The following is a 24,396-nucleotide window of genomic DNA, read 5'->3' as shown; positions in this document are numbered from 1 at the left end:
AGAAAGAAGGATTTCTTGCGGTAAGGGCGTATATATATTACACAGGAAATTGGTGATGATCATGGAGAAGAAGTCCCGGTCTAGAACTATAGTCGTGGATGGGGATGCTTGTCCGGTCAAAAAAGAGATTGCTGAAGTTGGCCGTGCCTTTGGTGTGCCGGTACTGATGGTATCTTCTTATGACCATGCACTGAAAGCTGAAGAGGGTGTAACGGTTGTGCAGGTGGACCGGGGAGATCAGAGCGCCGATCTATATATTGCCAATCATATTTCTGCTGGAGATGTGGTATTGACTGGGGACTATGGTCTCGCAGCACTTGCACTAGGGAAACGTTGCAGTGTTCTTTCTTTTCGTGGCCAGGAATATGACGATTCCAAAATGGATTTTATGTTGGAAGGCAGGCATGCCAGGGCCGTGGAACGAAGACGGGGACATTATTCTAAGGGTCCAAAACCTATAACGGCAGAAGAAAAAATATATTTTCAACATAAAATGACAAAACTTTTAATACTTTTGCAGGAGAATGTGGAGCAATAGCGAATTATATTTATTTGTTAAGAATTGAAGGTGGTTGAAGTGGCTAGCGGACACGGGAATATTCCGGAAGAAGTTATCGAAAGCGTGCTTGCACGTCATGATATTGTCGATACAGTCGGTAAGGTAGTCCATTTGTCCAAGCAGGGGAAATATTTATGGGGCCTCTGCCCGTTCCATTCGGAGAAAACCCCTTCCTTTACAGTTACCCCCGACCGGGGAGTATTTCATTGCTTTGGCTGCGGCATGGGTGGAAATGCCATCAAATTTAGGATGGAAATCGAAGGATTAACCTTCCCCGAAGCCGTCAAAATAATGGCTGAAGAAAGTGATATTCCCGTTCCTGAAGGTAAGGGAGGCCTAATGTCTCCTCCTGATCCGGAACGCGATCGGTTGATTCAAGCTTATGAATGGTCTGCAAAGTTTTATCATTACTTGCTGAAGAATACGGAACACGGCAAAGCCGCAATGGAGTATTTAAGAGCCCGGAACTTCAGCGATAAAATGATTGACCAGTTTCAGATCGGATATGCTCCGGACCGCTGGGATACTTTGCTACAATTTTTGGAGAAACGGAATTTTGACCTTGCTGAGATGGAGAAAGGTGGACTCTTGTCTGCCCGAGGTGAGGGTAAAGGCTATATAGACCGTTTCCGTGGTCGGATTATTTTTCCGATTGCGAACCGCACAGGCAAGGTGATTGCGTTTGCCGGAAGAATTTTTGGTGAAGGACAACCCAAGTATCTTAATTCTCCAGAGAGTAGATTGTTTAACAAAAGCCGGATTTTATACAATTTGCACCAGTCCAAAGCATCCATCCGCAAAACGCGGCAAATCGTCCTCTTTGAAGGATACGGAGATGTCATTTCGGCCTGGGAAGCAGGTGTGCATAACGGTGTAGCAACAATGGGAACATCTTTAACTGAAAGTCATGTAGCACTGATGAAGAGTCTGGCCGATGAAATTGTACTGTCTTATGACGGTGACCGGGCAGGACAAGCAGCTGCTATGAAGTCCATTCCAATGCTTGAAGGCAGTGGCTTGCGTGTAAAGATCGCCTTACTGCCAAGCGGGCTCGATCCAGATGAATTCATCTCAATGCATGGTGGAGAAAGGTTTATGGATCAGGTTATTGATTCAGCGGTTTCATCCATAAAATTTAAGCTTATATATCTGAAAAAAAACCATATACTCCTAGAGGAAGATGGCAAAATTGCCTACGTCAAAGAAGCTTTGGAGGTCATTGCTTCGTTACATTCCTCGACCGAGAGAGAGGTTTACCTAAGGGAAATCGCTTCTGAGCTGGAACTTTCATATGATAGTTTGAAGCAGGATTGTAATTTACTTAGGGCATCGATGCAAAAAAACATCCCTGAAGGGGATAATAACGACAAAAGGTGGAATAATGGTAGGCATAAAAAAGGGCAAGTGCAGACACCAACTTTGCTGCCCGCTTATCATGTCGCGGAACGGCGTCTACTGTCCTTTATGATTCAGGACCCGGAAGCTGCCACGTATGTGGGCGAACGCCTCGGAGAAGATTTCAACATCGATGATCATGCGGCAATTGCCGCTTATCTATATGCCTATTACGCGCAAGGCAAACCACCCGGCATTAGTCGGTTTCTATCATCGCTTCAGGATGATCGTCTAGAGAAAACTGCTACATCAATTTCCATGATGGATACACCTCCAGACTGGAATATGCAGGTGCTGGATGATTGTATCCGTGAAGTACGGAAATACCCACTGCAGCGCAAGATGGATCAGAAGCGTGAAGAGATGATTCAGGCGGAAAAGTCAGGTGACTTTTTGCGTGCGGCACAAATAGCAAGTGAGATTATAGCCCTAGAGAGACAATGAAATGTTGACAGGATGTACCTAGGGAGGAGGGAGTCGAATTATGGCGAACGATCAGCATACTGAATTGGAAGCAGAATTTACTTTGGATCAGGTTAAGGATCAGCTTATTGAGCAAGGCAAGAAAAGATCATCATTGCTATACAAAGATATTATGGAGAAATTATCGCCGTTTGATCAAGACCCCGAGCAAATGGAGGAGTTCTATGAACAACTCAGTGATTTGGGGATTGAAGTTGTAAACGAGAACGATGAGGAGGTTAACAGCCTCCGGCCAAATGAGGACAATGAAGACAAAGAGGGCGATGAGTTCAGCTTTGATGATGATTTGTCACTGCCGCCAGGGATTAAGATTAATGACCCTGTCCGTATGTATCTAAAAGAAATTGGACGCGTTCCGCTGTTGTCGGCTGACGATGAAGTAGAGCTTGCTATGCGTATTAAGAATGGTGACGAGGAAGCCAAACGTCGTCTCGCTGAAGCGAACCTACGTCTTGTAGTAAGTATTGCTAAACGTTATGTTGGACGCGGTATGCTGTTCCTTGATTTGATTCAGGAAGGTAATATGGGTCTGATCAAAGCGGTAGAGAAATTTGACCATAACAAAGGGTTCAAATTTAGTACGTATGCAACTTGGTGGATTCGTCAGGCCATTACCCGCGCGATTGCGGATCAGGCACGTACGATTCGTATTCCTGTACACATGGTTGAGACGATCAACAAGCTGATTCGTGTCTCTCGTCAATTGCTGCAAGAACTGGGACGTGAACCTTCGCCAGAGGAAATTGCGGCTGAGATGGAGCTGACGGTTGAGAAAGTTAGAGAAATCATGAAAATTGCCCAAGAACCAGTATCGCTCGAAACACCGATCGGTGAAGAAGACGATTCACATCTGGGAGATTTCATTGAGGATCAGGAAGCCTTGGCTCCTGCGGATGCAGCAGCTTATGAACTGCTGAAGGAACAGCTGGAGGATGTACTGGACACGCTCACGGAGCGTGAAGAGAATGTACTTCGTCTGCGTTTTGGCCTAGATGATGGCCGGACGAGAACACTTGAAGAAGTGGGCAAAGTGTTCGGCGTTACCCGCGAACGGATTCGCCAGATTGAAGCTAAAGCATTACGTAAGCTTCGTCACCCTAGCCGCAGTAAACGGCTTAAGGATTTCCTTGAATAGTATTTCATGAACTGGACCTTCTGCTGCTCAGTAGCAGGAGGTTCTTTTATTTGAATTACGACCCTAAAAGTGCTGACCCTGTGTATCTGGAAAGAAGGATGAGCCAGTGAATTTGGAAAAACGCGAAATTATTATAAAAGAGATTCAGTATTGGAGAAACAACAGATTGCTACCAGAGCAATATTGCGACTTCTTAACCAACCTGTATGATGATGAAGCTGCGGCGAAGGATAGAAATCCGATTTCGCTGAAGAATCTACAGCAGGGAAACATCAAAATTTGGCTGTTTGGTTTTGGAATTATTTCCTTGATTTTCTTGATTAGTCTTTATTTTAGCGTTTTTCCCTGGCCTTTGCAACTTGCAACAGCACTATCCGTATTAATTATTTGTTATGGATATTCAGCGGTTTACAGGAACCGAAATCATGTTATTAGTCTTATCCTGGCGGGGCTGGGCAGTGTGTTATCGCTTGGTTTTGGACTATGGCTGATTGCTTTGCATGATCTTGATCCTCAGCTCTGGAGACCGATTCTGATTGGGGTTTGTGGCTTGTTATGGTGTATTCTGGGATTTGTGCTCCGTATAGGCTTGCTGCAGTATTGCGGTTATGCTTTTTGGGCCTTATTATATGCGGGATTCTTCGGTGGAAAACGCCCTGAGGCTTCGATGCTAGAGCTTGAGCTCTTATGGCTTCCACTCTGTGTAATGATGGTGTGGCTGAGCTGGCTATTACATCACAAAGTTAAAGGCGTTGCCAGTGTTTTTTTTGCAGTGGGAGTATCACTATGGATGATGCCGGAACTCGATGCTCTTTTATTGAGGCAGGATTATCCACAGTGGATTTCGTTTATGCTAATTTTAAAAATTGCGGTAGGCTTGGCCCTGCTGTTCTTGTTTCGAAAAAAATGGATAACGTGGGTGGCAACATGAACAATGTGAAATTATCAGATCGACTTCAGCAATTGCTGGAACAAATTCCGCAAGGAAGCAGGTTGGCAGACATCGGCTCTGATCATGCTCTGCTTCCTGTGGCTGCTGTAGAAAGCGGTAAGGCTGTATTCGCAGTAGCAGGTGAGGTAAACCCGGGTCCCTTTGATGCTGCTTGTAAGGGCGTTGCAGAGGCCGGACTAGGAAAGATAATCTCGGTGCGTCGAGGAGATGGCCTTGAGGTACTGGAACCTGGTGAAGTTAATTGTATCACGATCGCTGGCATGGGAGGGGCTTTAATTGCCTCGATTTTAGACCGTGGTCAGAGTCAAGGCAAGCTTAAGGATGTTACAACACTGGTACTTCAACCGAATGTGGGCGAGGATATTTTGCGCCGCTGGCTGTTAAATAATGAATGGGTTCTTACCGCTGAAAGTATTCTGGAAGAAGATGGCAAGTTATATGAAGTATTAACGGCTGTACCAGAGGATGCAGGTGCCGGAATTACAAATGCCAATGTATATCGAGAGATAACGTTAGGCGATTCCGCTATGGTTCGTGGTCAGGAGACCTTGCTACAGATGGGACCTTTTCTGATTCAAGCACCGAATGAAGTGTTTTTTGCCAAATGGCAGGGAGAGGTTCAAAAATTGGAAGGCATTCTTACTTCATTGTCACGTTCAGAACTCGAATCTGCGGAGAATAAACGGAAATTAATTCGAGAACAGATCATGGAGATTACGGAGGTGCTGCAATGCTTGCCAAAGGACAAACAGTAATTCAATATATGGAGCAGCTGGCTCCAAAGCATTTAGCTGAAGATTGGGACAAAGTTGGTCTGCAACTAGGTTCCTTACAGAAAGAAATAACCAATGTACTGGTTGCACTGGATGTGAACGATGAAGTCGTTGAAGAGGCAATTCGTCTCGGCTGTAATCTAATCATTGCCCACCATGCGATTATTTTTCGTCCGCTGCAAGGGATTCAAACAGACACTCCAATGGGCCGAATGTATGAAAAATTGATTAAAAATGACATCGCGGTATACATCAGTCATACTAATCTGGATGTTACCGAAGGTGGAATGAACGATTGGATGGCGGAAGCTCTTGGTATAGAGAACGGAGTGCCTATTAAAGACATTCATTCCGAGCAATTGTCAAAGCTGGTTGTGTTTGTGCCGAAGGATCATCATCAGAAGGTACTGGATGCCATTTTGAATGCAGGAGCAGGGGCAATCGGCAACTATAGTCATTGCAGCTTCAATATCGAGGGATACGGGACTTTTATTCCGGGAGAAGGTACAGATCCTTATATCGGGGAAAAAGGGAAGCTGGAGCGTGCTGAGGAGATCCGTATTGAGACAATCGTGCCACACAATATCCGCAATAAAGTGGTACAGGCTATGCTCAAGGCTCATCCTTATGAAGAGGTTGCCTATGATTTGTACACGATGGATCTTAAAGGCCGCAGTTTAGGGCTTGGGCGGGTTGGAAAGCTCAAAGAGCCTACCACACTTGGGCAATTCGTTGAGACGGTAAAAAAAGGTCTGAAAGTTGACCATGTACGTGTTGTGGGTGATTTGGATCGTCCAATTCGTAAAGCGGCTGTTCTCGGCGGTTCGGGTGGAAAGTATTATAACAGTGCTATTTTCCGCGGTGCGGATGTGTTGGTTACGGGAGATCTTGATTACCATACAGCACAGGATGCCGTGCTCGCTGGGATCACTCTGATTGATCCAGGACATAATGCAGAGAAGATCATGAAAGAGAAAGTAGCAGAGTGGATGACTGGGAAACTGGTGGAGCATAAGTACGATACAGCTGTACATGCTTCGCAGGTGAATACGGAGCCATTTAAGTTCCTATAAAATTGCCATTTAATAATGCTTGTGCCAGACAGGTGATGTCTGTATAATATATAATGTTGTTCGGAAAGTTTGACAGACAATCGCCGGTGACGTGAAGACGTCACGGGAGGAAAGTCCGGGCTCCATAAGGCAGGATGCTGGATAACGTCCAGTCGGCGCGAGTCGAAGGATAGTGCCACAGAAATGGACCGCCGATGGCCGCCTTAGGGCGGCACAGGCAAGGATGGAACCGAGGTGTAAGAGACCCCGAGGAACGCTGGTGACTTCGTTCCTGGTAAACCCCATCTGGAGCAAGACCTAATGAGACGCAGCAGATTCCTTTATTGGAATAGGCAGCCTTAGCCTGAGGCGCGTCTAGGTTGGTCGCTGGAGCTGTGCAGTAATGTACGGCCTAGATAGATGATTGTCGCTTATGGTGGGAGGGTAGTTCCCGATTGAACCACGACGAGCACAGAACCCGGCTTACGGCAAACTTTCCTAACTGCAACGTTATGATAACAACAACAACCATACAAGCGGCGGCGTATCTCGGGAAACCGGATCACGTCGCTTTTTTAAAATATAAGAAAGTATAAGTTTCACTTTATACATTATCCTTATATTTCTCGCAACGCTTACCATCCTTATAAAGACGCCGAATGTGTTTATGCTCGTGGCAAGAAGATATGTAGAAAGTGGGAAATGTGTAGCATGGGTAATTATCAGATTTGCGGGTTCTGCGGACATTTATATGAACGAAACAATAAGAGGATGTGCAATAGTTGTGATGAGATGTATCAGAGAATCAGGCGTATCGTAGAGACTTCACCCGACACGATGGTATTAAATATATCCCTTCAGACAGGGGTAAGTGTCAGTCGAATCATGTCTTTCGTTGAAAATGGATATTTTAGACTCAATAAAGATAGCATAGAAGTATCTAAGAAATAAATTACTCTAAGCATGGCTGAGAATTAAAAAAAACCCGTCTTCCTCATCCCATAAAGGATGAAGAAGACGGGTTTTGTCATGCTCATGATCGAATGCCGGTCTGACTCTCCTGCCATTGTACCAAAGCCTTCTCCAGACGCTGTACAGCAACGGGTACAAGCTCAGGTGGCGTATGTGTGAAATTCAGACGCATCTTATTCTTATGGGGCTGTGATGAATAGAACACTTCACCTGGAACAAAAGCAACACCGTTCTCTACTGCCAGAGGAAGTAATTCCTTCGTGTTGATCTCTTGGGAAAGCGTTAGCCAAAGGAACATACCGCCTCGTGGCTCCAGAAAATGAGCTCCTTCCCAGTTCTGCGATCGGAGTTCCGCGGATAAGAGCTTCATTCGGGAATAATATTCTCGTGAGATGACACGGATATGCTGCTCAATATCGAAATGCAGCAGCAGTTCATCTAAAGCGCGCTGGTCAATGGTGCTAGAATGCAGATCAGCTGCTTGTTTTGCCTTCGCGATGGTCTTGATTAGATTAGAATCGCCGATAATCCAGCCGGTACGCAAGGCAGGGGCTACGATTTTGGAGAAGGTTCCAGTGTAAGCGACACAATAACCGCCGTCATAACTTCTGTCGATGGACGCTAGTGAGGGTGGATAAAGATCTTTATTTTCTTCAAAGGTTATTTCACCATAGGGATTGTCCTCTAAGATAAGAACATTGTAGCGGCGGCAAATTTCAACGATTTTCTCACGACGTTCCTTACTCCAGGTTGCTCCTGAAGGATTGTTGAAGGTCGGAACTGCGTATAGGAGTTTGGGCCGTAGTTTCTGAATTTGATCTTCCAGGTGATCAGGCAAAATGCCTTGCTCGTCGTTATTTATCGTATAAATATCAGCTCGGTAAGAGCCAAGTACCTGTAAGGCTGCCAGATAAGTAGGAGCTTCAACAAGGACAGCATCACCGGGATCAAGTAGTATTTTACATAATAAATCTATGGCTTGCTGGGAACCTGTTGTCAAGATCATCTCAGATGCTGTAACAGGGATTCCTTGCCGAGTAAGTCTTTCAGCGATTTTGTCACGTAGTGGAGTAAAGCCCTCGGTTAGTCCGTATTGAAGCGATGAGGTATCGCTGGAGAGTACACGGTTATAAGCGTCTCGTACTGCCTCCAAGGGAAACAAATCCTCCCCAGGCAACCCGCCTGCAAGTGAAATGATGTCATTGCCCTGTGTAACTTTTAGAATCTCACGAACGGCTGATGATCCTAGATGATTGGCTGCGGCCGAGTATTTGATATCCATAAATGAGTTCTCCACCTTTCGATTTGGTGCTATCATAATAGCAGTACTGTATAACAGTAAAGCGTTGAATATAACAGTGGAGGTGAGGGGTTCATGCATATCGATTTGATTCGCAGCGGCAGTAAATCTTTGCCTCATCAAATCAGTGAAACCCTAAGTCAGCGGATCTCATCAGGACTGCTCCAGCAAGGTGTCCGGCTACCCTCCGTAAGAAGTTTGGCTACAACATTGAGAGTAAGTCAGGTAACAGTAAGCAAGGCGTACGATGTGCTTGAGAAGCGGGGGCTTATTTATTGCAGACAAGGGAAAGGCTGCTTTGTAACCGACCCTGAGCATACTAGAAGTCAGGAAGATGGTCGCTGGCAGGATGGATATGATGATTATTTGCCGCGAGCACAGCTTTGGCGCAATTTTGATTACTCTGAAGTAAAGTATCCCTTTCATATAGCTGCAATTCATAGTGAGTTACTTCCTCTAAAAAATATCGGTGACTCCTACGCAGCATTAGTCACTCAGCAGCCGGAGCTTATGGCAACCTACGGGAACTTCCAAGGGGATCTGGAGCTGCGAGGAATCATGAGAGATCATCTGAACGCACGTGGAATGGCACTCAGTTCCTCTGATTTGATGATCACAAGCGGAACTCAGCAAGGCATTGATCTGGTGGCTCGTACTTTTGTTGGAACAGGGGACGCAGTGTATCTTGAGGCTCCTAGTTATACTGGGGCTATTGATGTTTTTGCAGGACGAGGTGCAGAGATGATTTTTGTGCCTACGGACAATGAAGGGATGCGGGTGGACATTCTTACAAAAATGTGTGATCAAAGACCACCTAAACTGATTTATACCATTCCCACTTTTCAGAATCCAAGTGGAGTAACCATGAGCATAGCAAGAAGACAACGTCTGCTGGAATTAGCTCGCAGTTACCGTTGCCTTATTGTTGAGGATGATCCATTTAGTGATTTATATTTCCATGCGCCTCCGCCGCCTACGATCAAATCGATGGATTCCGAAGGGCATGTAGTATATATGAAGAGTTTCAGTAAAGTTATTGCACCCGGCTGCAGAATTGCCTGTGTAGCCGCTAGTGGGAATATTCTGTCCCGGCTTATCGCCGCCAAGTCCGCAAGTGATTTAGGGAGTCCGCTGCTTACACAAAGGGCGGTACTGCCATTCATAGCGGGCAAGTATGAAACCTATGCTGCTCAGTTACGAGTTACTCTCCGTGGTCGCATGGAAAAGGCGGCGAAGCTTCTGAAGCTTTACGCGCCGCCTGGAGTAAAATACATTCTCCCAGAGGGTGGTCTTAATCTCTGGCTGGAGTTGCCGGCTTCACCTGATATCGGAAGGCTACATGAGCTGGCCGAACAGGAAAGCATTTCTTTTTTACCGGGTGATGTTTGTTACTCTGCGGATACCCCTTCCCGGCATATCCGTTTGTGTTATTCACAAATGAATGAAACGGATATGGAGGAAGGCTTACGATTATTTCTCCGTTTGCTTGGTAGATTTTTGAAGATGGGTGGTTAAGGTTGTTACTTAGAGTTACTTAATCTTTGTTTCAATTGATTCATTTGTTTTTGGACATGCTGTGGCCATAGCTGTAGTGGAACCTGATTGCCGCTAGCGGCTTGCAATGTTTTATAGATATCGACCTGACCCCAGCCAAAATATTTGTCATGCCCGGGAGTGCCTAAATCAACAGCATTTTTGGTCATAAGATCCATAACTTCCGTATTCGTTAGATTCGGATTTAGTGAACGCACCAGACCCGCCAGCGCAGCGACATGAGGACTGGCCATCGATGTACCGGATAACGCGGCATACTGGCTGTCTGGGTAAGTGCTTGCTATGCTTTCTCCGGGTGCTGCGACATCAATATAATCGCCGTAGTTGGAGAAGGAAGCTTTTTCCCCTGAAGCATTTGTTGCAGCTACTGCAATCACTTCGGGATACGCAGCAGGAAAACCTGGTCGTTCTGTATTATCATTGCCTGCAGCAGATACGAGGACGATATCTCGGTCGTAGGCATATTTGATCGCGTCATGAAGAAACTGGGAATCCGCATAGTTACCTAAACTCAAGTTTATGACTTTCGCACCGTTGTCCGCTGCCCAAATGATTCCTTCTGCAACAGAATAAGTGGTACCTGCTCCTGAATTATCGAGTGCTTTTACCGGAAGGATCTTGTTGTACCAGCTGATTCCAGCTACTCCCTCTCCATTATTGACCAGGGCGCCTATAATTCCAGATACATGTGTCCCATGTCCAACATCATCTTCTGGAGTGGAGCCATTGGTGATCGCGTTATACCCTGTCAAAAGCTTACCCTTCAAATCCGGATGATTGATCTGGACTCCCGTATCCACTACGGCTACGATCACTTCTTTACTTCCCTTAGAAAGATTCCAGCCCAGCTCCGTTTCGATCGCTGGCAGATTCCATTGATAGGTGGAGAATAACATGTCATTTGGAGTAACTGTTCCCTCTGCGTTTTTAGATATCGTATCATTGGTTAAATACATATAGTGAGGCTCCGTATATTCGGGGTGCCATTTATTGGTGAAATAGTCTTTGAGCTCATAATAAGTCATCTTCTCCGAACGGAAAATATAGGCATACCCAAGCTTACGTGGCTTCTTGCCGTTGATATCAGCGGTTATCGTTTGAAGCTGCCCCGGAGTAGGTGAGTTGTTGCGGAAACGGACGACAATTTCATTCTCATAAAAATGGCTGGCGTTTTCGTTATCATGACCGGTCTTAACGGTGATATCTTTTAAATTATCGGTATGAACGGATTCTACACGATATTTACCTTCCTTCGGATAAGGAATGAGACGCAGGTTCTTCAGCTGATGGTCTGCCACACGACCAAGCACCTTTTGGTTAATAAGTGCAATGATGCCTACATTTTTTTCTTTGTTCCGCTGAGCGATAAAGTAATATTTCTCTTTACCGATTGTAAACGTTGGAGATTCATAGGATTGATGACCATGGATCGCTGATTTCGCCGTCTTAAGATATTTTTGCAGCTGCTGATTCTCCTGTTCGGTTCCTTGAGGGAATGAAGAGGACTTAAAGGTTTCCGTTTTATGCTTGCGAAAATCAATCCACATAAGCATAGTGATAAATCCGTGGTTCTGCTGCAAACGTTTTGCATACACTGATTTATCATGAAGCGAAGTCATTCCATCCGTTTCAGAGAGGAGCTTAGTCAAATGTCTGCTGACATCCACTCTATTCAGATGATCCGTCGCATCAACATCTTGAGATAAGGAGCTTTTCTTCAATGATTTTTCCTGTGAAGGGTTTGGTGCTGAATGTAGGGCTGAAGTTGGAGCAGGATTTGGTACAGCAACATTAGCGACTTCTCTGGTCGTCGTCCCATTAGTGGCAGGACGTAGCGCAAAGGTAAGTAATACAACTGTGAACGCAGCTGTTACCAAACCTGCAACCGTTAGATTTTTACGTGACATGATTTCCGCTCCTCTACGCATTGTAATGCCTATAGGTTTAGAAGAGAGCGTATGTTTTATGCATCTTAGAAAAGGATACCTTCCTAACGTTTTTTATGATAATATCAGAGAGAATAAGCATCTTGAGTTCGCATCCTGATATTGCAGGAGATACGTTGATAGATGTTCTTTTGATTTTCAGAAGGTTAGACTTCTCTGTGTTTGCATCCTGATATTGCAAGAATAAAGAGATATGTCTAAAGACTATTTCTTCATAAGATTAACTTTATTGACTACAAGAGCAGGGAATAATAAGGGGGAGCAACCGCCATGTCAGCAGCCAATGTGCAGAAATTATGTGAATCGACGAGAGACAAACTTAAAGATGTAATTGATAAGATGGAAATTTTTCTGAACGAGCATGCATTGCCTCAGCTTGTAACAGAAGATGATGAAGAAACTGTACAATTTTATCAAGGATTTCTGTCCGATGTCCGTCATCTGTTAGTGTTCTCGGAAATGTCTTATGAGAAGCTGGGAGTTGCGCTGCGTCGTGCTACATTCGATGAATCTTTTGCGCAGAAAGCGCTTTATAATGTATATCACTATGGCGTGAATAACTTCTTCTATCCAAAGAACGAAAGCTATTCTGAAGATGGACGTTATGCTTATACTGGACAGGATGCTATCCGTTTCCGTAAAAAGCCAGTTCGTCCGGCGCGTGATATCATTCTAGAAATTACCAAGACCTATGAAGAGCTACGCGATGACCTTACTTATTATGAGAACGACTATTTGACTGAGAAACGTATGCAAAATCAGGTTTAACAGTTAACTCGTTCGTGTAAAGGATCAGCACTTCGTCATAATGACGAGGGCTGATCCTTTTTTGACGTATTAGAATTTATATATTTGGGGCCCCCACAAAGTACCTGAGTACGCATCGAAGCAACCCCACCACTTTGTGGGGATATTTTGCGTGGGCATCGTTACATCAACTGGAAACCGTCCTGTCGAATAGGGGGTAAATCATGCGGACATAATGAAGCCGAGGTGATAAATATGTCGAGTGTAAAGCCATTAGTCAAATGCAGTGTAAGCAATTGTCATTATTGGGGCGAGCATAATTTATGCCGGGCAGAAGAAATTATTATTGAGATCGACAAGCACGCTGGCAGTGGATTTAAAGAAGAATATGCTGAAGAAATGACGAATGAAGGTCACCACGATCAAGTCGCAACATCGTCTGCAACATGCTGTTTAACATTTAAGCCGAACTCCTAGGAGGCCGCCCTAATGGACAGAGAAAAGGAACATGAATCAGGTTCATCAAATGAACAATCCGGTCCGAGAAAAGTTATTTTGCGTCCACGCAGAGTAGACTATCCACGCCGGGACAGAGAACATCAAGAGGAATATGCCGCAGAGGTGAATCCGGTTTCGATGCCGATCCGGGATACAACACCACGCGTGGCGAGTGAAGCTAAGGAGCATGAAGAGGAATATAGTGGAAGCAAAGCGATAGGTTATACTGGGCTAGCTATGGGTATTGCCTCCTTGTTTCTCTGGTCCATCATACTTGGGCCCATTTCAGTTGTGATTGGTTATTATGCATATGCCAAGGAGCAAAAAACGCTTGGGGCATGGGCGATGGGGTTAGGGATTGTATCCACACTTAGTTACTTTGTGATGATACCCTTTGCTCGCTAAAAATGAACTGGTAAGTTTGAATTATAACAGGCTTTAGACCTAAATATCAGGGTCTGAAGTCTGTTTTTCATTCCAGCATATAGCAATAATCTCGGATAAAATGTAATATTAAGCCGTAATTCATCGAAATCTAAGGTTAGACCAATAGATATGATTCAACAGGATCAAAGGAGTGCGCCGGTATGGAGATTAATCCCGCTGTAACCAATGGGTTAGGGCAGCTTAAATGGGTAAGCTTAAAGAGTGCAACCGACAAGAGTAGCTCAGCAAATGAAACTAAAAGATCGGGCGCGTCAGCCTCTCAGTTTGCAGCAATGCTTCAAGCTTTATCTTCTAACTCGTCTAATGGCGGGGATACAAACTTCTTGACGTCACTTCCGGATGCTTCATCAGTTAGTAGCTTGTTATGGCAACAGATCGGAACAGCTGAAAGCATCGATAGTGTAATTTCCGGGGAAATAACGGATACTAAACCAACAAGCTATGATGATCTGATTCAAACGGCGAGTGCTAAGTACGGGGTGCCAGTCGATTTGATAAAAGCTGTAATTGATACAGAATCTTCCTTTAATCCAAACGTTGTCTCTTCGGCTGGTGCTAAAGGATTAATGCAATTAATGGATGGAACAGCGCGTGGTTTAGGGGTTTCTGATTCATTCAATCCTGCTCAAAATATTGATGGTGGTGTACGCTATCTGTCTTATCAATTGAAACGCTTTGACGGACAGGAAAAGATGGCATTAGCGGCTTACAATGCAGGGCCTGCAAGGGTAATTAACCTTGGAGTAAGCAATGATCAAGAATTATTGGAGAAACTTACACTGCTCCCTAAAGAGACGCAGTCTTATCTCACTAAAATAGAACGCGCTCGCGCGGAATACGCTGTATAATAAAAAGGATCAAACAGGTATTTCCCTTAAACCACATGCTGGTATTTGGGATCACCGTTTGATCCTTTTTCGAAATTTAATAAAGAATGATTCTGTACTTTAAAGAAGTAAAGGAGACAATCGATATATGCTTTACTGGGATTATGCCGCCGCCACACCACCCTATGAAGACGTGGTGAAGACGATGGAACAAATTATGAAGCTGCATTATGCTAACCCGTCCTCCTTACACCGTGCCGGTAGTGAAGCGGCAAAGCTGATCAGGCGTTCACGAGAAGTATGTGCAGCTGCGTTATCTGTACAAGCAAAGGAGATCCTATTTACATCTGGGGCTACGGAGAGTAACAATTTAGCCATTAAAGGTGCTGCTTTGCAATATCAATCAAGAGGACGTCATCTGATAACTACAGAAATAGAGCATCCCTCTGTGTATGAAAGTTGTCTGCAGCTGCAGCAAAATGGCTGGGAGATTACTTTTGTAGCGCCTGACAGCACTGGAATGATTGATCCAGAGCGAGTGGCTGCTGAAGTACGGCGTGATACCGTACTCGTAAGTGTGATGCATGTAAATAATGAAATTGGAACAGTACAGCCGCTGATGGAGATTGGCAGGCTGATTAAATCCGTAAATCCACGAACCTTATTTCATGTGGATGGTGTTCAGGGATATGGTAAGCTTGCTGTTGACCTCAAAGGTTGGAAAGCGGATCTTTACAGCTTGTCTCCTCACAAAATTCGAGGTCCTCGCGGAGCGGGGCTTCTCTATATTAAAGAAGGAATTCAACTGTTCCCTTTACTTTCAGGTGGTTCTCATGAAGAGGGACTACGTGCTGGAACTGAGAATGTACCTGCAATTGTTGCTTCTTCCAAAGCCGTGCGGATGGGTGTTGAGCAGCGCGAAACCTTCTATGCCCGATTGCTCCCACTTCGGGATCGGCTGTTACGCTTCTTGCACAGCGTTCCTGAATTTGTTATAAACAGCAGAGAGGATGGAGCCCCTCATATTGTGCATTTCTCATACCCTGGCATGAAAGGGGAAGTGTTCGCCCGTAAGCTGGAGGAACTAGGGATGGCTGTTTCTACTCGATCGGCTTGCTCCTCCCGGCTGGCAGAACCTAGTCGTGTTCTATTATCTATGGGGAAAGATGTCTCTGTAGCTTCAGGAGGCATCCGCATCAGTTTCGGTGATAGTCACACTGAAGAAGATGTCGCAGCGCTTGAGAAAGCACTAATTACTGCGGTACGAGCTTTAAAGATTGCTGAAGGAGGTATGAAGTAACTAATGAGTGTGATGAATCAAGAATCTGCTAAAGGCAGTGCCAATAGTATTGATTATGCCGATATGCTGCTTTTGCGTTTCGGGGAGTTTACATTAAAGGGCAAAAACCGTGCCAGATTTGAGAAAACGGTACTACGTCATGTGAAAGAAATGATTAAGCCATATCCAAAGGTGGTTCTAACCAAAGAATTTGGAAGAATTTACGTGGAACTGAATGGAGAAACTGCTGCCCCATTGGTAGAAGCATTGAAGAATGTATTCGGAATCGCTTCTGTCAGTCCGGTAAAGGTGGCCAAGTCAGATCTCGAGGATATTGTGGCTGTCAGCCGTCATTTTTTGGAGATCATCGCTCCTGCACCGGGAACTACATTTAAAGTTAATGCACGCCGGGTGTGGAAAGAGTTCCCATATGGCTCCATGGAGATGAATAAGCTAGTCTCGACACCACTGCTGCAAGGCTATTCCGGACTTACTGTGGATGTAAAGTCACCTCAATTGGAGCTGAAAGTCGAAATTCGTCAAGGTCATACTTTTATATTTTGTGAAAATATTGCTGGTGTTGGTGGATTTCCGCTTGGTACGAATGGAAAAGCGATGTTATTGCTGTCCGGAGGCATTGATAGTCCTGTAGCCGGTTGGTCATCCATGCGTCGTGGACTCGAAGTGGAGTGCGTACATTTCTATAGTTATCCTTATACGAGTGAGCTTGCCCGGCAAAAGGTGGTTGATCTTACGCGGGTATTGTCACGATATGCGGGAGTCATCAAGCTACACTTAGTACCTTTTACAGAGGTGCAGACATCTTTTACCGGAATAGGTCAGGATAATCTGATTATTACGTTGATGCGTCGAGCTATGCTGAGAATTACTACACAGCTTGCTGAACGTGAGGGTGCCCTCGCGATCGTAACCGGTGAAAGTCTTGGACAGGTTGCTAGCCAGACGTTACCAAGTATGAATGTGATCGGTCGTGCGACAGAACTTCCTCTTTTACGTCCGCTGGTAATGATGGACAAAAGTGATATTGTAGAGCTGTCTAAGAATATCGGCACCTATGACCTGTCAATTCTTCCTTATGAGGATTGCTGTACATTATTTGTACCTAAATCACCTACAACGAATCCGAATTTACGGATTGTAGATAAGATTGAAGCTACGCTCCCAGGTTACTCTGCATTACTGGACGCAGCGATTGAAGCCACGGAGACCGTGCTGATCACTCCGTATGGAGATGAGAAGCCTAAAGATGTAGTAAGTGCTCAGGCTGGATTACAGGAAGAATGGTTCTAATATTATAAACAAAAGGCTGTCTCATTCGTAGCAACATCTACGGTTGAGGCAGCTTTTTTGAATTATTATGGCTTGATTGGCGTCTCCAGTGTCCTCCAATTAAGATGCCAACAATGATCACAAATATAAACAGAGCTCTCAATAGTGGATGCTGCTCAAAAAATGGGGATAGCTGCTGCTCATCTGTAATCATGCTTGAGGCTGTAAACCCTAGGACTGCTGAGCCAATATAAATAATCCATGGATATTTGTTGATTAATTTAATAAAGAGAGTGCTTCCCCAGACCACAATTGGAACGCTGATTAACAGTCCTATGACAACTAGAGAGATATTGTGCTTAGCGACTCCCGCAATGGCGATGACATTATCCAGTCCCATCGCAGCATCGGCTAGAATGATTGTACCCACAGCGGCCCCTAAGCTTTGACCAGCCTTGATATTCGTTGAATTGTTCTCATCTGTTAACAGCTTATAGGCAATTAGAATAAGTAAAATCCCGCCTGCCAGCAGTAACCAAGGGATTTTTAATAACCATACGACCAGAACCGTTGCGAAAATCCGTAATACGACGGCACCTGCTGTTCCAAGCACAATTGCTTTTTTTTGAGTGCTGATCGGCAAATTACGCGCAGCAAGTCCGATGACTATGGCATTGTCTCCCGCCAGAATGAGATCTAGAAAAATAATATTGAGCAGTGATAATACAAACTCCCATATGGATGTATTCAAGGCATTGTCACCCCTAAAGTTAGTTAAGATGAGCACGAAGATATGCTTAGTTTTGTATACGCAAAAAAAGGGGCATACATGCTTTCATCCTCAAAAAAAAGTTGGACAGGAAGCATAGCTTGTCACTTCCGAACATACATGTAGTTACATGTGATTCGGGGAGGTAAAAGCGAATGGAATCATTGTTGCTCCTTGGTGAAATATTGATGATCAATCTTGTGCTGAGTGGAGATAATGCTATGGTCATCGCGATGGCCAGTAAGGACCTTCCGGAGAAGCACCGGAAGATTGCGGTATGGTGGGGAGCTGCGGGAGCTGTTATTCTGCGCTGCTTGCTAACTTTTGTTGCGGTATTACTGTTGAAAATCCCTTATATCCAGGCTGGAGGAGGAATTCTGCTGCTATGGATTGCGTTCAAGCTGCTGCTGGAAGAAGAGGAGGACCTTAGAGTCGCGGAAACATCCTCCGTATGGAAATCCATCCGAACGATTCTCGTGGCTGATTTTATTATGAGTCTTGATAATGTCCTGGCAATTGCCGGTCTAGCCAAAGGGGATTTGGCTTTAATTGTCATCGGGATTGCGCTCAGCATTCCGATTGTAGTATGGGGAAGTGGCCTCATTGTGGGGTGGCTGCATAGATTTCCGATACTCATATTTATCGGCGCTTATATTTTAGCCTTTACAGCAGGTGATATGATGCTTCAGGATGCAAAATTAGGGACAATGCTCTCCTTTTTGCTCCCATCCACGCATTCCATACTGCCGATAGCTTTAGGAATATTAGTAGTTGTTACAGGAGCAGTTAAACGAAGAACAACATCACTAGGTTAATAAATTGCAATAAAAGGCAATACTACAAGGACATCTCCATAAATTGGAATCGTCCTTTTTTGACGTATCAGAAAGTATATATTTGGGGCCCCCGCAAAGTACCTGAGTACGCATCGAAGCAAAGCGCCACTTTGTGGGGATGTTTTGCGTGGTCAGTGATGGCATTTTGTGTATGTTTCAGATAATATATGAATAAGAATCCTGTCGTTTTCTGGGTATGAGACGGCAAGGTAATGAGGTAGACGTGAATTTGAAGGGATGGGTGAAGGATGTCTTCCAAGAATGACATGAGATTAGGTATATTCATTGTAGCTGCGGGCGTCTTGATTTTATTCGGTAAGCTGGGGGTCTTCGGATTTTTGGGACGAGCCCTTTGGCCGCTAGTGATTTTACTTCCAGGATTGGTTCTACATATGTTATTTTTTAGCCGCCGCGCTTCGGCAACAGTATTGATTCCCGCGGGAATATTAACGGTATATGGTTTATTGTTTGGTCTTTGCAATATATGGGGATGGGGGCTTATGAAATATTTATGGCCTGTGCTTCTGCTCGGCATTGCCGTAGGTCTGTATGAATATTCCATAAATTCTCCAAGACGGTCAGGGGGACTATCTGCAATTGCTGTAATACTAGGCGTTCTAAGCATAGCGCTTTGTATTTTCAGTCTTATGGGTACGGGTGTGATCTATCTAATTGGTATTGTATTCATTGTGGCAGGAATTTGGCTGATTACAGGTCGGGGTAGAACTCGTGGCCGAAATAGATGGTATCGAAGTTAATTAATGTTGGATCTTGTGAAAAAAAACGGAATTTGCCAACTGTTTTTTTCATAAAAAGACTTGCTTTTCATAGTGCTTTCACTATAATATTAATGTTATGTTGAAGCGTCGGCTTTCTGCCTGGCGCTTCTTTTGTGAGACTGCCGTGACATGCTAAGAATTTTAACAGTTTTAATTTGATAAATGAGAGGATTTGGATACAAATCATGCATTCAAGAAAAGATATTCGCAACATTGCGATCATTGCCCACGTTGACCATGGCAAAACAACACTCGTCGATCAGCTTCTTCAGCAATCGGGGATCTTCAGCGCACACGAACACGTACAAGAACGCGCTATGGACTCTAACGATATCGAGCGGGAACGCGGAATTACAATCCTAGCTAAAAATACAGCAATTACTTATAAAGAGTTTTTGATCAATATTGTGGATACACCTGGACACGCTGACTTCGGTGGCGAAGTAGAACGGATTATGAAAATGGTTGACGGTGTATTGCTGGTTGTTGATGCTTATGAAGGCTGCATGCCGCAAACGAAATTCGTTCTGCGTAAAGCATTGGAACAAAAACTTACACCGATCGTTGTCGTGAACAAGATTGACCGTCCAGCTGCTCGTCCTAAGGAAGTTATTGATGAAGTGCTCGATTTGTTCATCGAACTTGAAGCAAATGACGAACAATTGGAATTCCCGGTTGTCTATGCATCTGCTCTTAATGGTACATCAAGCATGGTTCCTGAGAAGCAAGATGAGACAATGCTTTCACTTTACGAAACAATCGTTGAGCATATCCCAGCTCCAACTGAAAGTGTAGAAGACCCGCTTCAATTCCTCGTAACGTTGATGGATTATAACGAATACTTGGGTCGTATTGCTATTGGCCGTGTAAACCGCGGTGTGATCAAACAAGGTCAATCTGTAACTGTAATTATGCGTGACGGTAAGAGTAAAACCGCACGTATTGAGAAATTGTTCGGGTTCCAAGGTTTAAAACGTATTGAAACAGAAGAAGCGGGCGCAGGGGATATCGTTGCTATCGCAGGGATCAAGGACATTAACATTGGTGAGACCATTGCTGATCCAGCGAATCCAGAAGCACTGCCTGTTCTTAAGATCGACGAGCCTACGATGCAAATGACTTTCCTTGTGAATAACAGTCCTTTTGCTGGTAAAGAAGGTAAATGGGTAACTTCCCGTAAACTGCGTGAGCGTCTCTTTAAAGAACTTGAGACAGATGTGAGTTTGCGTGTGGATGAAACGGATAGTCCTGATGCATTTATCGTTTCTGGACGCGGTGAGCTTCACCTTGGTATTCTGATCGAGAATATGCGTCGTGAAGGTTATGAAATGCAAGTTTCTAAACCACAAGTAATCATTAAAGAAATCGATGGTGTTAAATCGGAGCCACTTGAGCGTCTTATGATTGACATTCCTGAAGAAAGCATGGGCTCTGTTATGGAAAGTCTGGGCACTCGCAAAGCCGAAATGGTCAACATGATTAACAACGGTACGGGTCAAGTACGTCTGGAGTTCCTGATTCCTGCACGTGGTTTGATTGGTTACAACACTTACTTCTTGACTTTGACACGTGGTTACGGCGTTATGAACCATGCTTTTGACAGCTACGCTCCACTGGTTGCTGGTCAAGTTGGCGGACGTCATCAAGGTGTGCTTGTAGCCAGTGAGACTGGATCAACAACACAATATGGAATAGTGGGCGTTGAGGATCGTGGTATTCTCTTCTTGGATGCAGGTACAGAAATTTATGAAGGTATGATCGTAGGCGAGCATACCCGTGATAACGATATTATCGTTAACATCTGTAGAGAAAAAGCACTTACCAACATGCGTACCTCAGGTAAGGACGATACTGTAAAAATGAAGACACCACGTACCTTCTCTTTGGAAGGCGCACTTGAATATTTGAATGATGATGAATATTGTGAAATCACACCTAAATCCATTCGCTTGCGCAAAAAGATTCTGAACAAAGGCGAACGCGAACGTGTAGAGAAGCAACGTAAAATGGCACAAGCAAACGCGTAAGATCAGCTTATTATAGTAAAGAGCCGTCGGAGGTTTAACTTTCGGCGGTTTTTTTATAACAAAAACTTCCCTTACTGATGATATAATGTAAACGTATCTTAAATTTGGGAGGAGTGCGGTATCTATGCAAGTCTGGTTTGCTGAGCATCCAATCGTCGCTTATATTGTTATTTTTATATTGCTTACATTTGTGTATAATCAGGTATTTCGTGTGAATCAAAAGTTATCGATTGGCAAAGAGATTATGCTGTACATAATGATGGCAATCGGCTCCGGCATGCTCCTCATTTTTCAACATGATAAGCTACCGATCATTCAGTGTCTGCTGGTCGCCGTCGGATTAATGCTGATGGTACGGATACGTTATATCGTAGAAGCTCGACAGAAGAGAAAGGCTGCAGCTGCAGCAAAAAGACAGTAATCGAAACTTTTACTGCTTATGCAACGTCTATTTAAGTGTAGCAATTTTAATTCCAAATGAAATGAAGAGGACTTTATTCTACTATGAGTACACGAAACAGCAGTTTACCTCCACGAGCAAGTGGTCAACAACCGAATAATAGAAAACAGCCTGTGAAGGGTGCTCCTAAGAAAAAAAAGAAGAAACCGCAAAAGAGAGGCTTTTTTGGCAGATTAGTTAGAATCCTGTTAACCTTACTCATTATTGCGATTCTTGGCGTATTGGGCTACGGGGGCTATCTGTATTGGAAGCTTGAAAATGGGGTCTTTAATGCAGGTAGTAAAGGAACGGTTGCACCAGGACATTCGGCTACAGAAAAACCACTGACGATGCTTATCCTGGGTACGGATAATAGACCAAAACATCAATCTAGATTGACAGATGTTATTATGGTTGCAGCGCTTAATCCTAAGACAAAATCAGCAACCATTGTCTCTCTTCCGCGCGATACCTTAGTTGAGCTCAATGGATACAAGCAAACGAAGATTAACGAATTCTATGCTCGCTTTAAGGGGAAAGAAGATTCTTCTGGTATTTTGGCAGAAGATGAGATGAAGACAATGATGGGGAAATATCTAGATATTGACGTAGATTATACAACGATTCTGGATTTTCAAGGCTTCCGCGATGTGGTGGACGAGCTTGGTGGATTCAAAGTCAACATTAGCGATAATATGTGTTATACAGACAGCGTCGACGGTACGAATATCAATTTGAAAAAAGGTCCGGCGGAGCTTGATGGAGATAAAGCGCTAGATTATGTGCGATACCGTAAATCTAATTGCAAGCCTAAGACTAAGGGTTCAGACGATTTTGATCGGAACAAACGTCAGAATGAGGTCCTTCATTCACTGGTGGATCAGATGCAATCGCTTGGTGGAGTATTAAAAATAGGCAAGGTACTTGACGCAGTGGATAGTAATATGAAGACTGATATCGAAAATTCGCAGATTAAAGATATGATTGCGACTTATTGGAAGATTTCCAAAGATGATATCGAATTCAAGCCCGTGACTGGAACGTGGCGAAGTCCGTATGTATATATTAATGATGAGGAGCTTGAGGCTGCCAAGAAAAGCTTGCAGGATCGATTAGCAGGAGTTTCTGCTAATTCCACTTCAGAATCCACTGAGGCGCCTTAAAATCCTTAATAACACTTCGCCCTAAAATTGAATGCAAGTTTCAGCCTGTGCTATAATATAATAAATTGAATGAATTTACGCCGCATAGGGGGCCAGTACTTATGTCCGAAGCCGTTGCTCAGCTGAACGAAACCTTGTTATCGATGCTGCAATCGGAAACTTTTGTTCTTCTCAACACAGTTGATGCGGAATCAGGAGGTCCAACGTCCACGGCCATTTCGTGGATTTATGCAGTTAGTCCTAGTACTGTGCGTCTGGCTGTAGATCATCGTTCCAGACTCGTGAACAACATGAAGGTCAACCCGTTAGTAACCGTCACTGTGTTCGGTGAGGGCACTGTCTATGCTATTAACGGCAATGCCGTTGTAAAGCAGGATCCACTTCAGGATGTACCTTTCAAGATGTGCTGCTTTGATGTTGAAATTATGGCGGTGCGTAACGCGCTTTTTTATGGAGCGCAGCTTGAATCCGCCCCAAGATATGCAAAGGTTTATGATGGACGTGCCGCTGAGAAGCTGGACGGACAAGTATTTGCTGCCATGAAAAAAGCCTAGTGAGAATATCACTGGGCTTTTTTTGTCCTCTACTGTGCATTTTTAATCGGCTTAGTATCCTCTGGCAGCTGCGGCATGATTCGACCGATGATATCAGCCAGTTCGGATGAGAATCCGGAAATTGGATGTCCTTGAGAGATGTGACGGCTCATGTCCGCTAAGCGGCTGGAGAGATCCATATCGGCAGTGACAAGTGCACGTACGCTTCTAGGGTCTTTGCGGATAGCTTCCGCTACAGAATATTTAATGCTTCCAACACGTGATCGGTCTAGAGAACCTTCTACGTCAAGACCTACAATGGCTACCTTGTTCATGACTACACAGTGTGCACCATTCACACCAGGAACTCTTTTGGCCAACTGTTCAAAATGGTCCTTAAGTGCAATTTCACTTTCGCCCTTAACACTGACGGTGTGACCAGCTTTTGAGGTGGCCTTAGGATTAGTTGCACCATCGTTGGCCAATTGCCGAACCTCATGGTTTCCCGTACCCTTTACAGCATTCGCAGATTGTTTATTCTGAGGAGAGGGTGATGTCTTTTTATTAGCGATACCGCAGCTTGTCAATAGCAGCAGTACCAGCAACAGACACATTGATTTTCTCATATGTGATTACTCCTT

General features: G+C 44.4%; 23 protein-coding genes and 1 other RNA gene. 20 read left to right on the top strand and 4 right to left on the bottom strand.

The features are described 5' to 3' along the window. Positions 1 to 61: 61 nt before the first annotated feature. The 7 genes from MHI27_RS23760 (at position 62) to rnpB (ending at position 6,850) form a co-directional block, all read left to right on the top strand. On the top strand, positions 62 to 538 hold the full coding sequence (locus MHI27_RS23760) for a DUF188 domain-containing protein (RefSeq protein WP_042194373.1): 477 nt from the start codon (positions 62 to 64) through the stop codon (positions 536 to 538). Positions 539 to 577: 39 nt separating this feature from the next. Beyond that, positions 578 to 2,398: a DNA primase gene (gene dnaG / locus MHI27_RS23755; RefSeq protein WP_042190927.1), complete on the top strand. Its 1,821-nt coding sequence runs from the start codon at positions 578 to 580 to the stop codon at positions 2,396 to 2,398. Positions 2,399 to 2,438: 40 nt separating this feature from the next. Further along, positions 2,439 to 3,572, top strand: coding sequence for an RNA polymerase sigma factor RpoD (rpoD, locus tag MHI27_RS23750; protein ID WP_042130309.1), 1,134 nt, complete (start codon positions 2,439 to 2,441; stop codon positions 3,570 to 3,572). A gap of 106 nt (positions 3,573 to 3,678) precedes the next feature. Next, a complete protein-coding gene (locus MHI27_RS23745; protein ID WP_405174833.1) occupies positions 3,679 to 4,503 on the top strand; it encodes a hypothetical protein in 825 nt (274 codons plus the stop codon). A gap of 5 nt (positions 4,504 to 4,508) precedes the next feature. Continuing rightward, positions 4,509 to 5,279 (top strand): tRNA (adenine(22)-N(1))-methyltransferase, encoded by a 771-nt coding sequence (locus MHI27_RS23740; RefSeq protein WP_405176786.1) that lies wholly within the window; start codon positions 4,509 to 4,511, stop codon positions 5,277 to 5,279. Further along, positions 5,255 to 6,370, top strand: a complete 1,116-nt coding sequence (locus MHI27_RS23735) for a Nif3-like dinuclear metal center hexameric protein (RefSeq protein ID WP_076284780.1) — start codon at positions 5,255 to 5,257, stop codon at positions 6,368 to 6,370. The genes MHI27_RS23740 and MHI27_RS23735 overlap by 25 nt, the downstream gene beginning before the upstream one ends. Positions 6,371 to 6,434: 64 nt before the next feature. Continuing rightward, positions 6,435 to 6,850: RNase P RNA component class A (gene rnpB / locus MHI27_RS23730), an RNA gene on the top strand. A gap of 532 nt (positions 6,851 to 7,382) precedes the next feature. Here the strand turns inward: rnpB and MHI27_RS23725 are convergent. Continuing rightward, positions 7,383 to 8,603, bottom strand: a complete 1,221-nt coding sequence (locus MHI27_RS23725; protein WP_405174832.1) for a PLP-dependent aminotransferase family protein — start codon at positions 8,601 to 8,603, stop codon at positions 7,383 to 7,385. Positions 8,604 to 8,696: 93 nt separating this feature from the next. Here MHI27_RS23725 and MHI27_RS23720 point away from each other — a divergent pair, with 93 nt between their 5' ends. After that, positions 8,697 to 10,136: a PLP-dependent aminotransferase family protein gene (locus MHI27_RS23720; protein WP_405174831.1), complete on the top strand. Its 1,440-nt coding sequence runs from the start codon at positions 8,697 to 8,699 to the stop codon at positions 10,134 to 10,136. A gap of 5 nt (positions 10,137 to 10,141) precedes the next feature. Here MHI27_RS23720 and MHI27_RS23715 read toward each other — a convergent pair whose 3' ends face one another. Next, positions 10,142 to 12,082: a S8 family peptidase gene (locus MHI27_RS23715; protein ID WP_076299660.1), complete on the bottom strand. Its 1,941-nt coding sequence runs from the start codon at positions 12,080 to 12,082 to the stop codon at positions 10,142 to 10,144. A gap of 309 nt (positions 12,083 to 12,391) precedes the next feature. Here MHI27_RS23715 and MHI27_RS23710 point away from each other — a divergent pair, with 309 nt between their 5' ends. The 6 genes from MHI27_RS23710 to thiI all read left to right on the top strand — a co-directional run bounded on the left by MHI27_RS23710 (position 12,392) and on the right by thiI (position 17,230). Next, positions 12,392 to 12,889, top strand: a complete 498-nt coding sequence (locus MHI27_RS23710; RefSeq protein ID WP_042190914.1) for a YpuI family protein — start codon at positions 12,392 to 12,394, stop codon at positions 12,887 to 12,889. A 234-nt stretch (positions 12,890 to 13,123) separates the two neighbouring features. Next, positions 13,124 to 13,345 (top strand): DUF1540 domain-containing protein, encoded by a 222-nt coding sequence (locus tag MHI27_RS23705; protein WP_042190912.1) that lies wholly within the window; start codon positions 13,124 to 13,126, stop codon positions 13,343 to 13,345. 12 nt (positions 13,346 to 13,357) lie between these two features. Beyond that, complete coding sequence (locus MHI27_RS23700) at positions 13,358 to 13,771, top strand: DUF5353 domain-containing protein (protein ID WP_231573335.1); 414 nt, start codon at positions 13,358 to 13,360, stop codon at positions 13,769 to 13,771. Positions 13,772 to 13,953: 182 nt separating this feature from the next. After that, positions 13,954 to 14,661, top strand: coding sequence for a lytic transglycosylase domain-containing protein (locus MHI27_RS23695; protein ID WP_076284776.1), 708 nt, complete (start codon positions 13,954 to 13,956; stop codon positions 14,659 to 14,661). A gap of 127 nt (positions 14,662 to 14,788) precedes the next feature. Beyond that, a complete protein-coding gene (locus MHI27_RS23690; protein WP_405174830.1) occupies positions 14,789 to 15,940 on the top strand; it encodes a cysteine desulfurase family protein in 1,152 nt (383 codons plus the stop codon). A 3-nt stretch (positions 15,941 to 15,943) separates the two neighbouring features. Beyond that, positions 15,944 to 17,230, top strand: coding sequence for a tRNA uracil 4-sulfurtransferase ThiI (thiI, locus tag MHI27_RS23685; protein WP_231573334.1), 1,287 nt, complete (start codon positions 15,944 to 15,946; stop codon positions 17,228 to 17,230). A 37-nt stretch (positions 17,231 to 17,267) separates the two neighbouring features. On the opposite strand, the gene MHI27_RS23680 is transcribed toward thiI, so the two are convergent. Next, on the bottom strand, positions 17,268 to 17,960 hold the full coding sequence (locus MHI27_RS23680) for a TerC family protein (protein ID WP_405174829.1): 693 nt from the start codon (positions 17,958 to 17,960) through the stop codon (positions 17,268 to 17,270). 173 nt (positions 17,961 to 18,133) lie between these two features. Between MHI27_RS23680 and MHI27_RS23675 the strand changes: the two genes are divergently transcribed. From MHI27_RS23675 to MHI27_RS23650, 6 genes are all read left to right on the top strand, one after another. Further along, complete coding sequence (locus MHI27_RS23675) at positions 18,134 to 18,793, top strand: TerC family protein (protein WP_405174828.1); 660 nt, start codon at positions 18,134 to 18,136, stop codon at positions 18,791 to 18,793. A 269-nt stretch (positions 18,794 to 19,062) separates the two neighbouring features. After that, the gene (locus tag MHI27_RS23670) at positions 19,063 to 19,572 is read left to right on the top strand and encodes a hypothetical protein (RefSeq protein WP_042190902.1); all 510 of its coding nucleotides are present in this window, start codon (positions 19,063 to 19,065) and stop codon (positions 19,570 to 19,572) included. A 206-nt stretch (positions 19,573 to 19,778) separates the two neighbouring features. Then, a complete protein-coding gene (typA, locus tag MHI27_RS23665) occupies positions 19,779 to 21,620 on the top strand; it encodes a translational GTPase TypA (protein WP_042190900.1) in 1,842 nt (613 codons plus the stop codon). A gap of 124 nt (positions 21,621 to 21,744) precedes the next feature. Beyond that, entirely contained in the window at positions 21,745 to 22,041 is a 297-nt protein-coding gene (locus MHI27_RS23660) for a YlaH-like family protein (protein WP_042190898.1), read from the top strand. Between the two features lie 83 nt (positions 22,042 to 22,124). Next, a complete protein-coding gene (locus tag MHI27_RS23655; protein ID WP_405174827.1) occupies positions 22,125 to 23,222 on the top strand; it encodes an LCP family protein in 1,098 nt (365 codons plus the stop codon). 101 nt (positions 23,223 to 23,323) lie between these two features. Then, a complete protein-coding gene (locus tag MHI27_RS23650; protein WP_042190894.1) occupies positions 23,324 to 23,776 on the top strand; it encodes a pyridoxamine 5'-phosphate oxidase family protein in 453 nt (150 codons plus the stop codon). A 29-nt stretch (positions 23,777 to 23,805) separates the two neighbouring features. Here MHI27_RS23650 and MHI27_RS23645 read toward each other — a convergent pair whose 3' ends face one another. Further along, positions 23,806 to 24,381, bottom strand: a complete 576-nt coding sequence (locus tag MHI27_RS23645; RefSeq protein ID WP_042190892.1) for a YhcN/YlaJ family sporulation lipoprotein — start codon at positions 24,379 to 24,381, stop codon at positions 23,806 to 23,808. Positions 24,382 to 24,396 lie beyond the last annotated feature (15 nt).

This window comes from Paenibacillus sp. FSL H8-0261, from assembly GCF_045040645.1.
In the GTDB taxonomy this organism is placed as follows: domain Bacteria; phylum Bacillota; class Bacilli; order Paenibacillales; family Paenibacillaceae; genus Paenibacillus_AQ.
The sequence above is the reverse complement of the archived record's forward strand: the minus strand, read 5'-3'. Positions and strand labels throughout refer to the sequence as shown.

Coding starts and splice junctions, on each gene's coding strand:
- MHI27_RS23655 (WP_405174827.1), top strand. CDS start 22,125: ATGAGTACACGAAACAGCAGTTTACCTCCACGAGCAAGTGGTCAACAA.
- MHI27_RS23715 (WP_076299660.1), bottom strand. CDS start 12,082: ATGTCACGTAAAAATCTAACGGTTGCAGGTTTGGTAACAGCTGCGTTC.
- MHI27_RS23700 (WP_231573335.1), top strand. CDS start 13,358: ATGGACAGAGAAAAGGAACATGAATCAGGTTCATCAAATGAACAATCC.
- MHI27_RS23695 (WP_076284776.1), top strand. CDS start 13,954: ATGGAGATTAATCCCGCTGTAACCAATGGGTTAGGGCAGCTTAAATGG.
- MHI27_RS23645 (WP_042190892.1), bottom strand. CDS start 24,381: ATGAGAAAATCAATGTGTCTGTTGCTGGTACTGCTGCTATTGACAAGC.
- MHI27_RS23650 (WP_042190894.1), top strand. CDS start 23,324: ATGTCCGAAGCCGTTGCTCAGCTGAACGAAACCTTGTTATCGATGCTG.
- MHI27_RS23705 (WP_042190912.1), top strand. CDS start 13,124: ATGTCGAGTGTAAAGCCATTAGTCAAATGCAGTGTAAGCAATTGTCAT.
- MHI27_RS23675 (WP_405174828.1), top strand. CDS start 18,134: ATGGAATCATTGTTGCTCCTTGGTGAAATATTGATGATCAATCTTGTG.
- MHI27_RS23670 (WP_042190902.1), top strand. CDS start 19,063: ATGTCTTCCAAGAATGACATGAGATTAGGTATATTCATTGTAGCTGCG.
- MHI27_RS23725 (WP_405174832.1), bottom strand. CDS start 8,603: ATGGATATCAAATACTCGGCCGCAGCCAATCATCTAGGATCATCAGCC.
- MHI27_RS23690 (WP_405174830.1), top strand. CDS start 14,789: ATGCTTTACTGGGATTATGCCGCCGCCACACCACCCTATGAAGACGTG.
- MHI27_RS23735 (WP_076284780.1), top strand. CDS start 5,255: ATGCTTGCCAAAGGACAAACAGTAATTCAATATATGGAGCAGCTGGCT.
- thiI (WP_231573334.1), top strand. CDS start 15,944: ATGAGTGTGATGAATCAAGAATCTGCTAAAGGCAGTGCCAATAGTATT.
- MHI27_RS23720 (WP_405174831.1), top strand. CDS start 8,697: ATGCATATCGATTTGATTCGCAGCGGCAGTAAATCTTTGCCTCATCAA.
- typA (WP_042190900.1), top strand. CDS start 19,779: ATGCATTCAAGAAAAGATATTCGCAACATTGCGATCATTGCCCACGTT.
- MHI27_RS23710 (WP_042190914.1), top strand. CDS start 12,392: ATGTCAGCAGCCAATGTGCAGAAATTATGTGAATCGACGAGAGACAAA.
- MHI27_RS23660 (WP_042190898.1), top strand. CDS start 21,745: ATGCAAGTCTGGTTTGCTGAGCATCCAATCGTCGCTTATATTGTTATT.
- rpoD (WP_042130309.1), top strand. CDS start 2,439: ATGGCGAACGATCAGCATACTGAATTGGAAGCAGAATTTACTTTGGAT.
- MHI27_RS23760 (WP_042194373.1), top strand. CDS start 62: ATGGAGAAGAAGTCCCGGTCTAGAACTATAGTCGTGGATGGGGATGCT.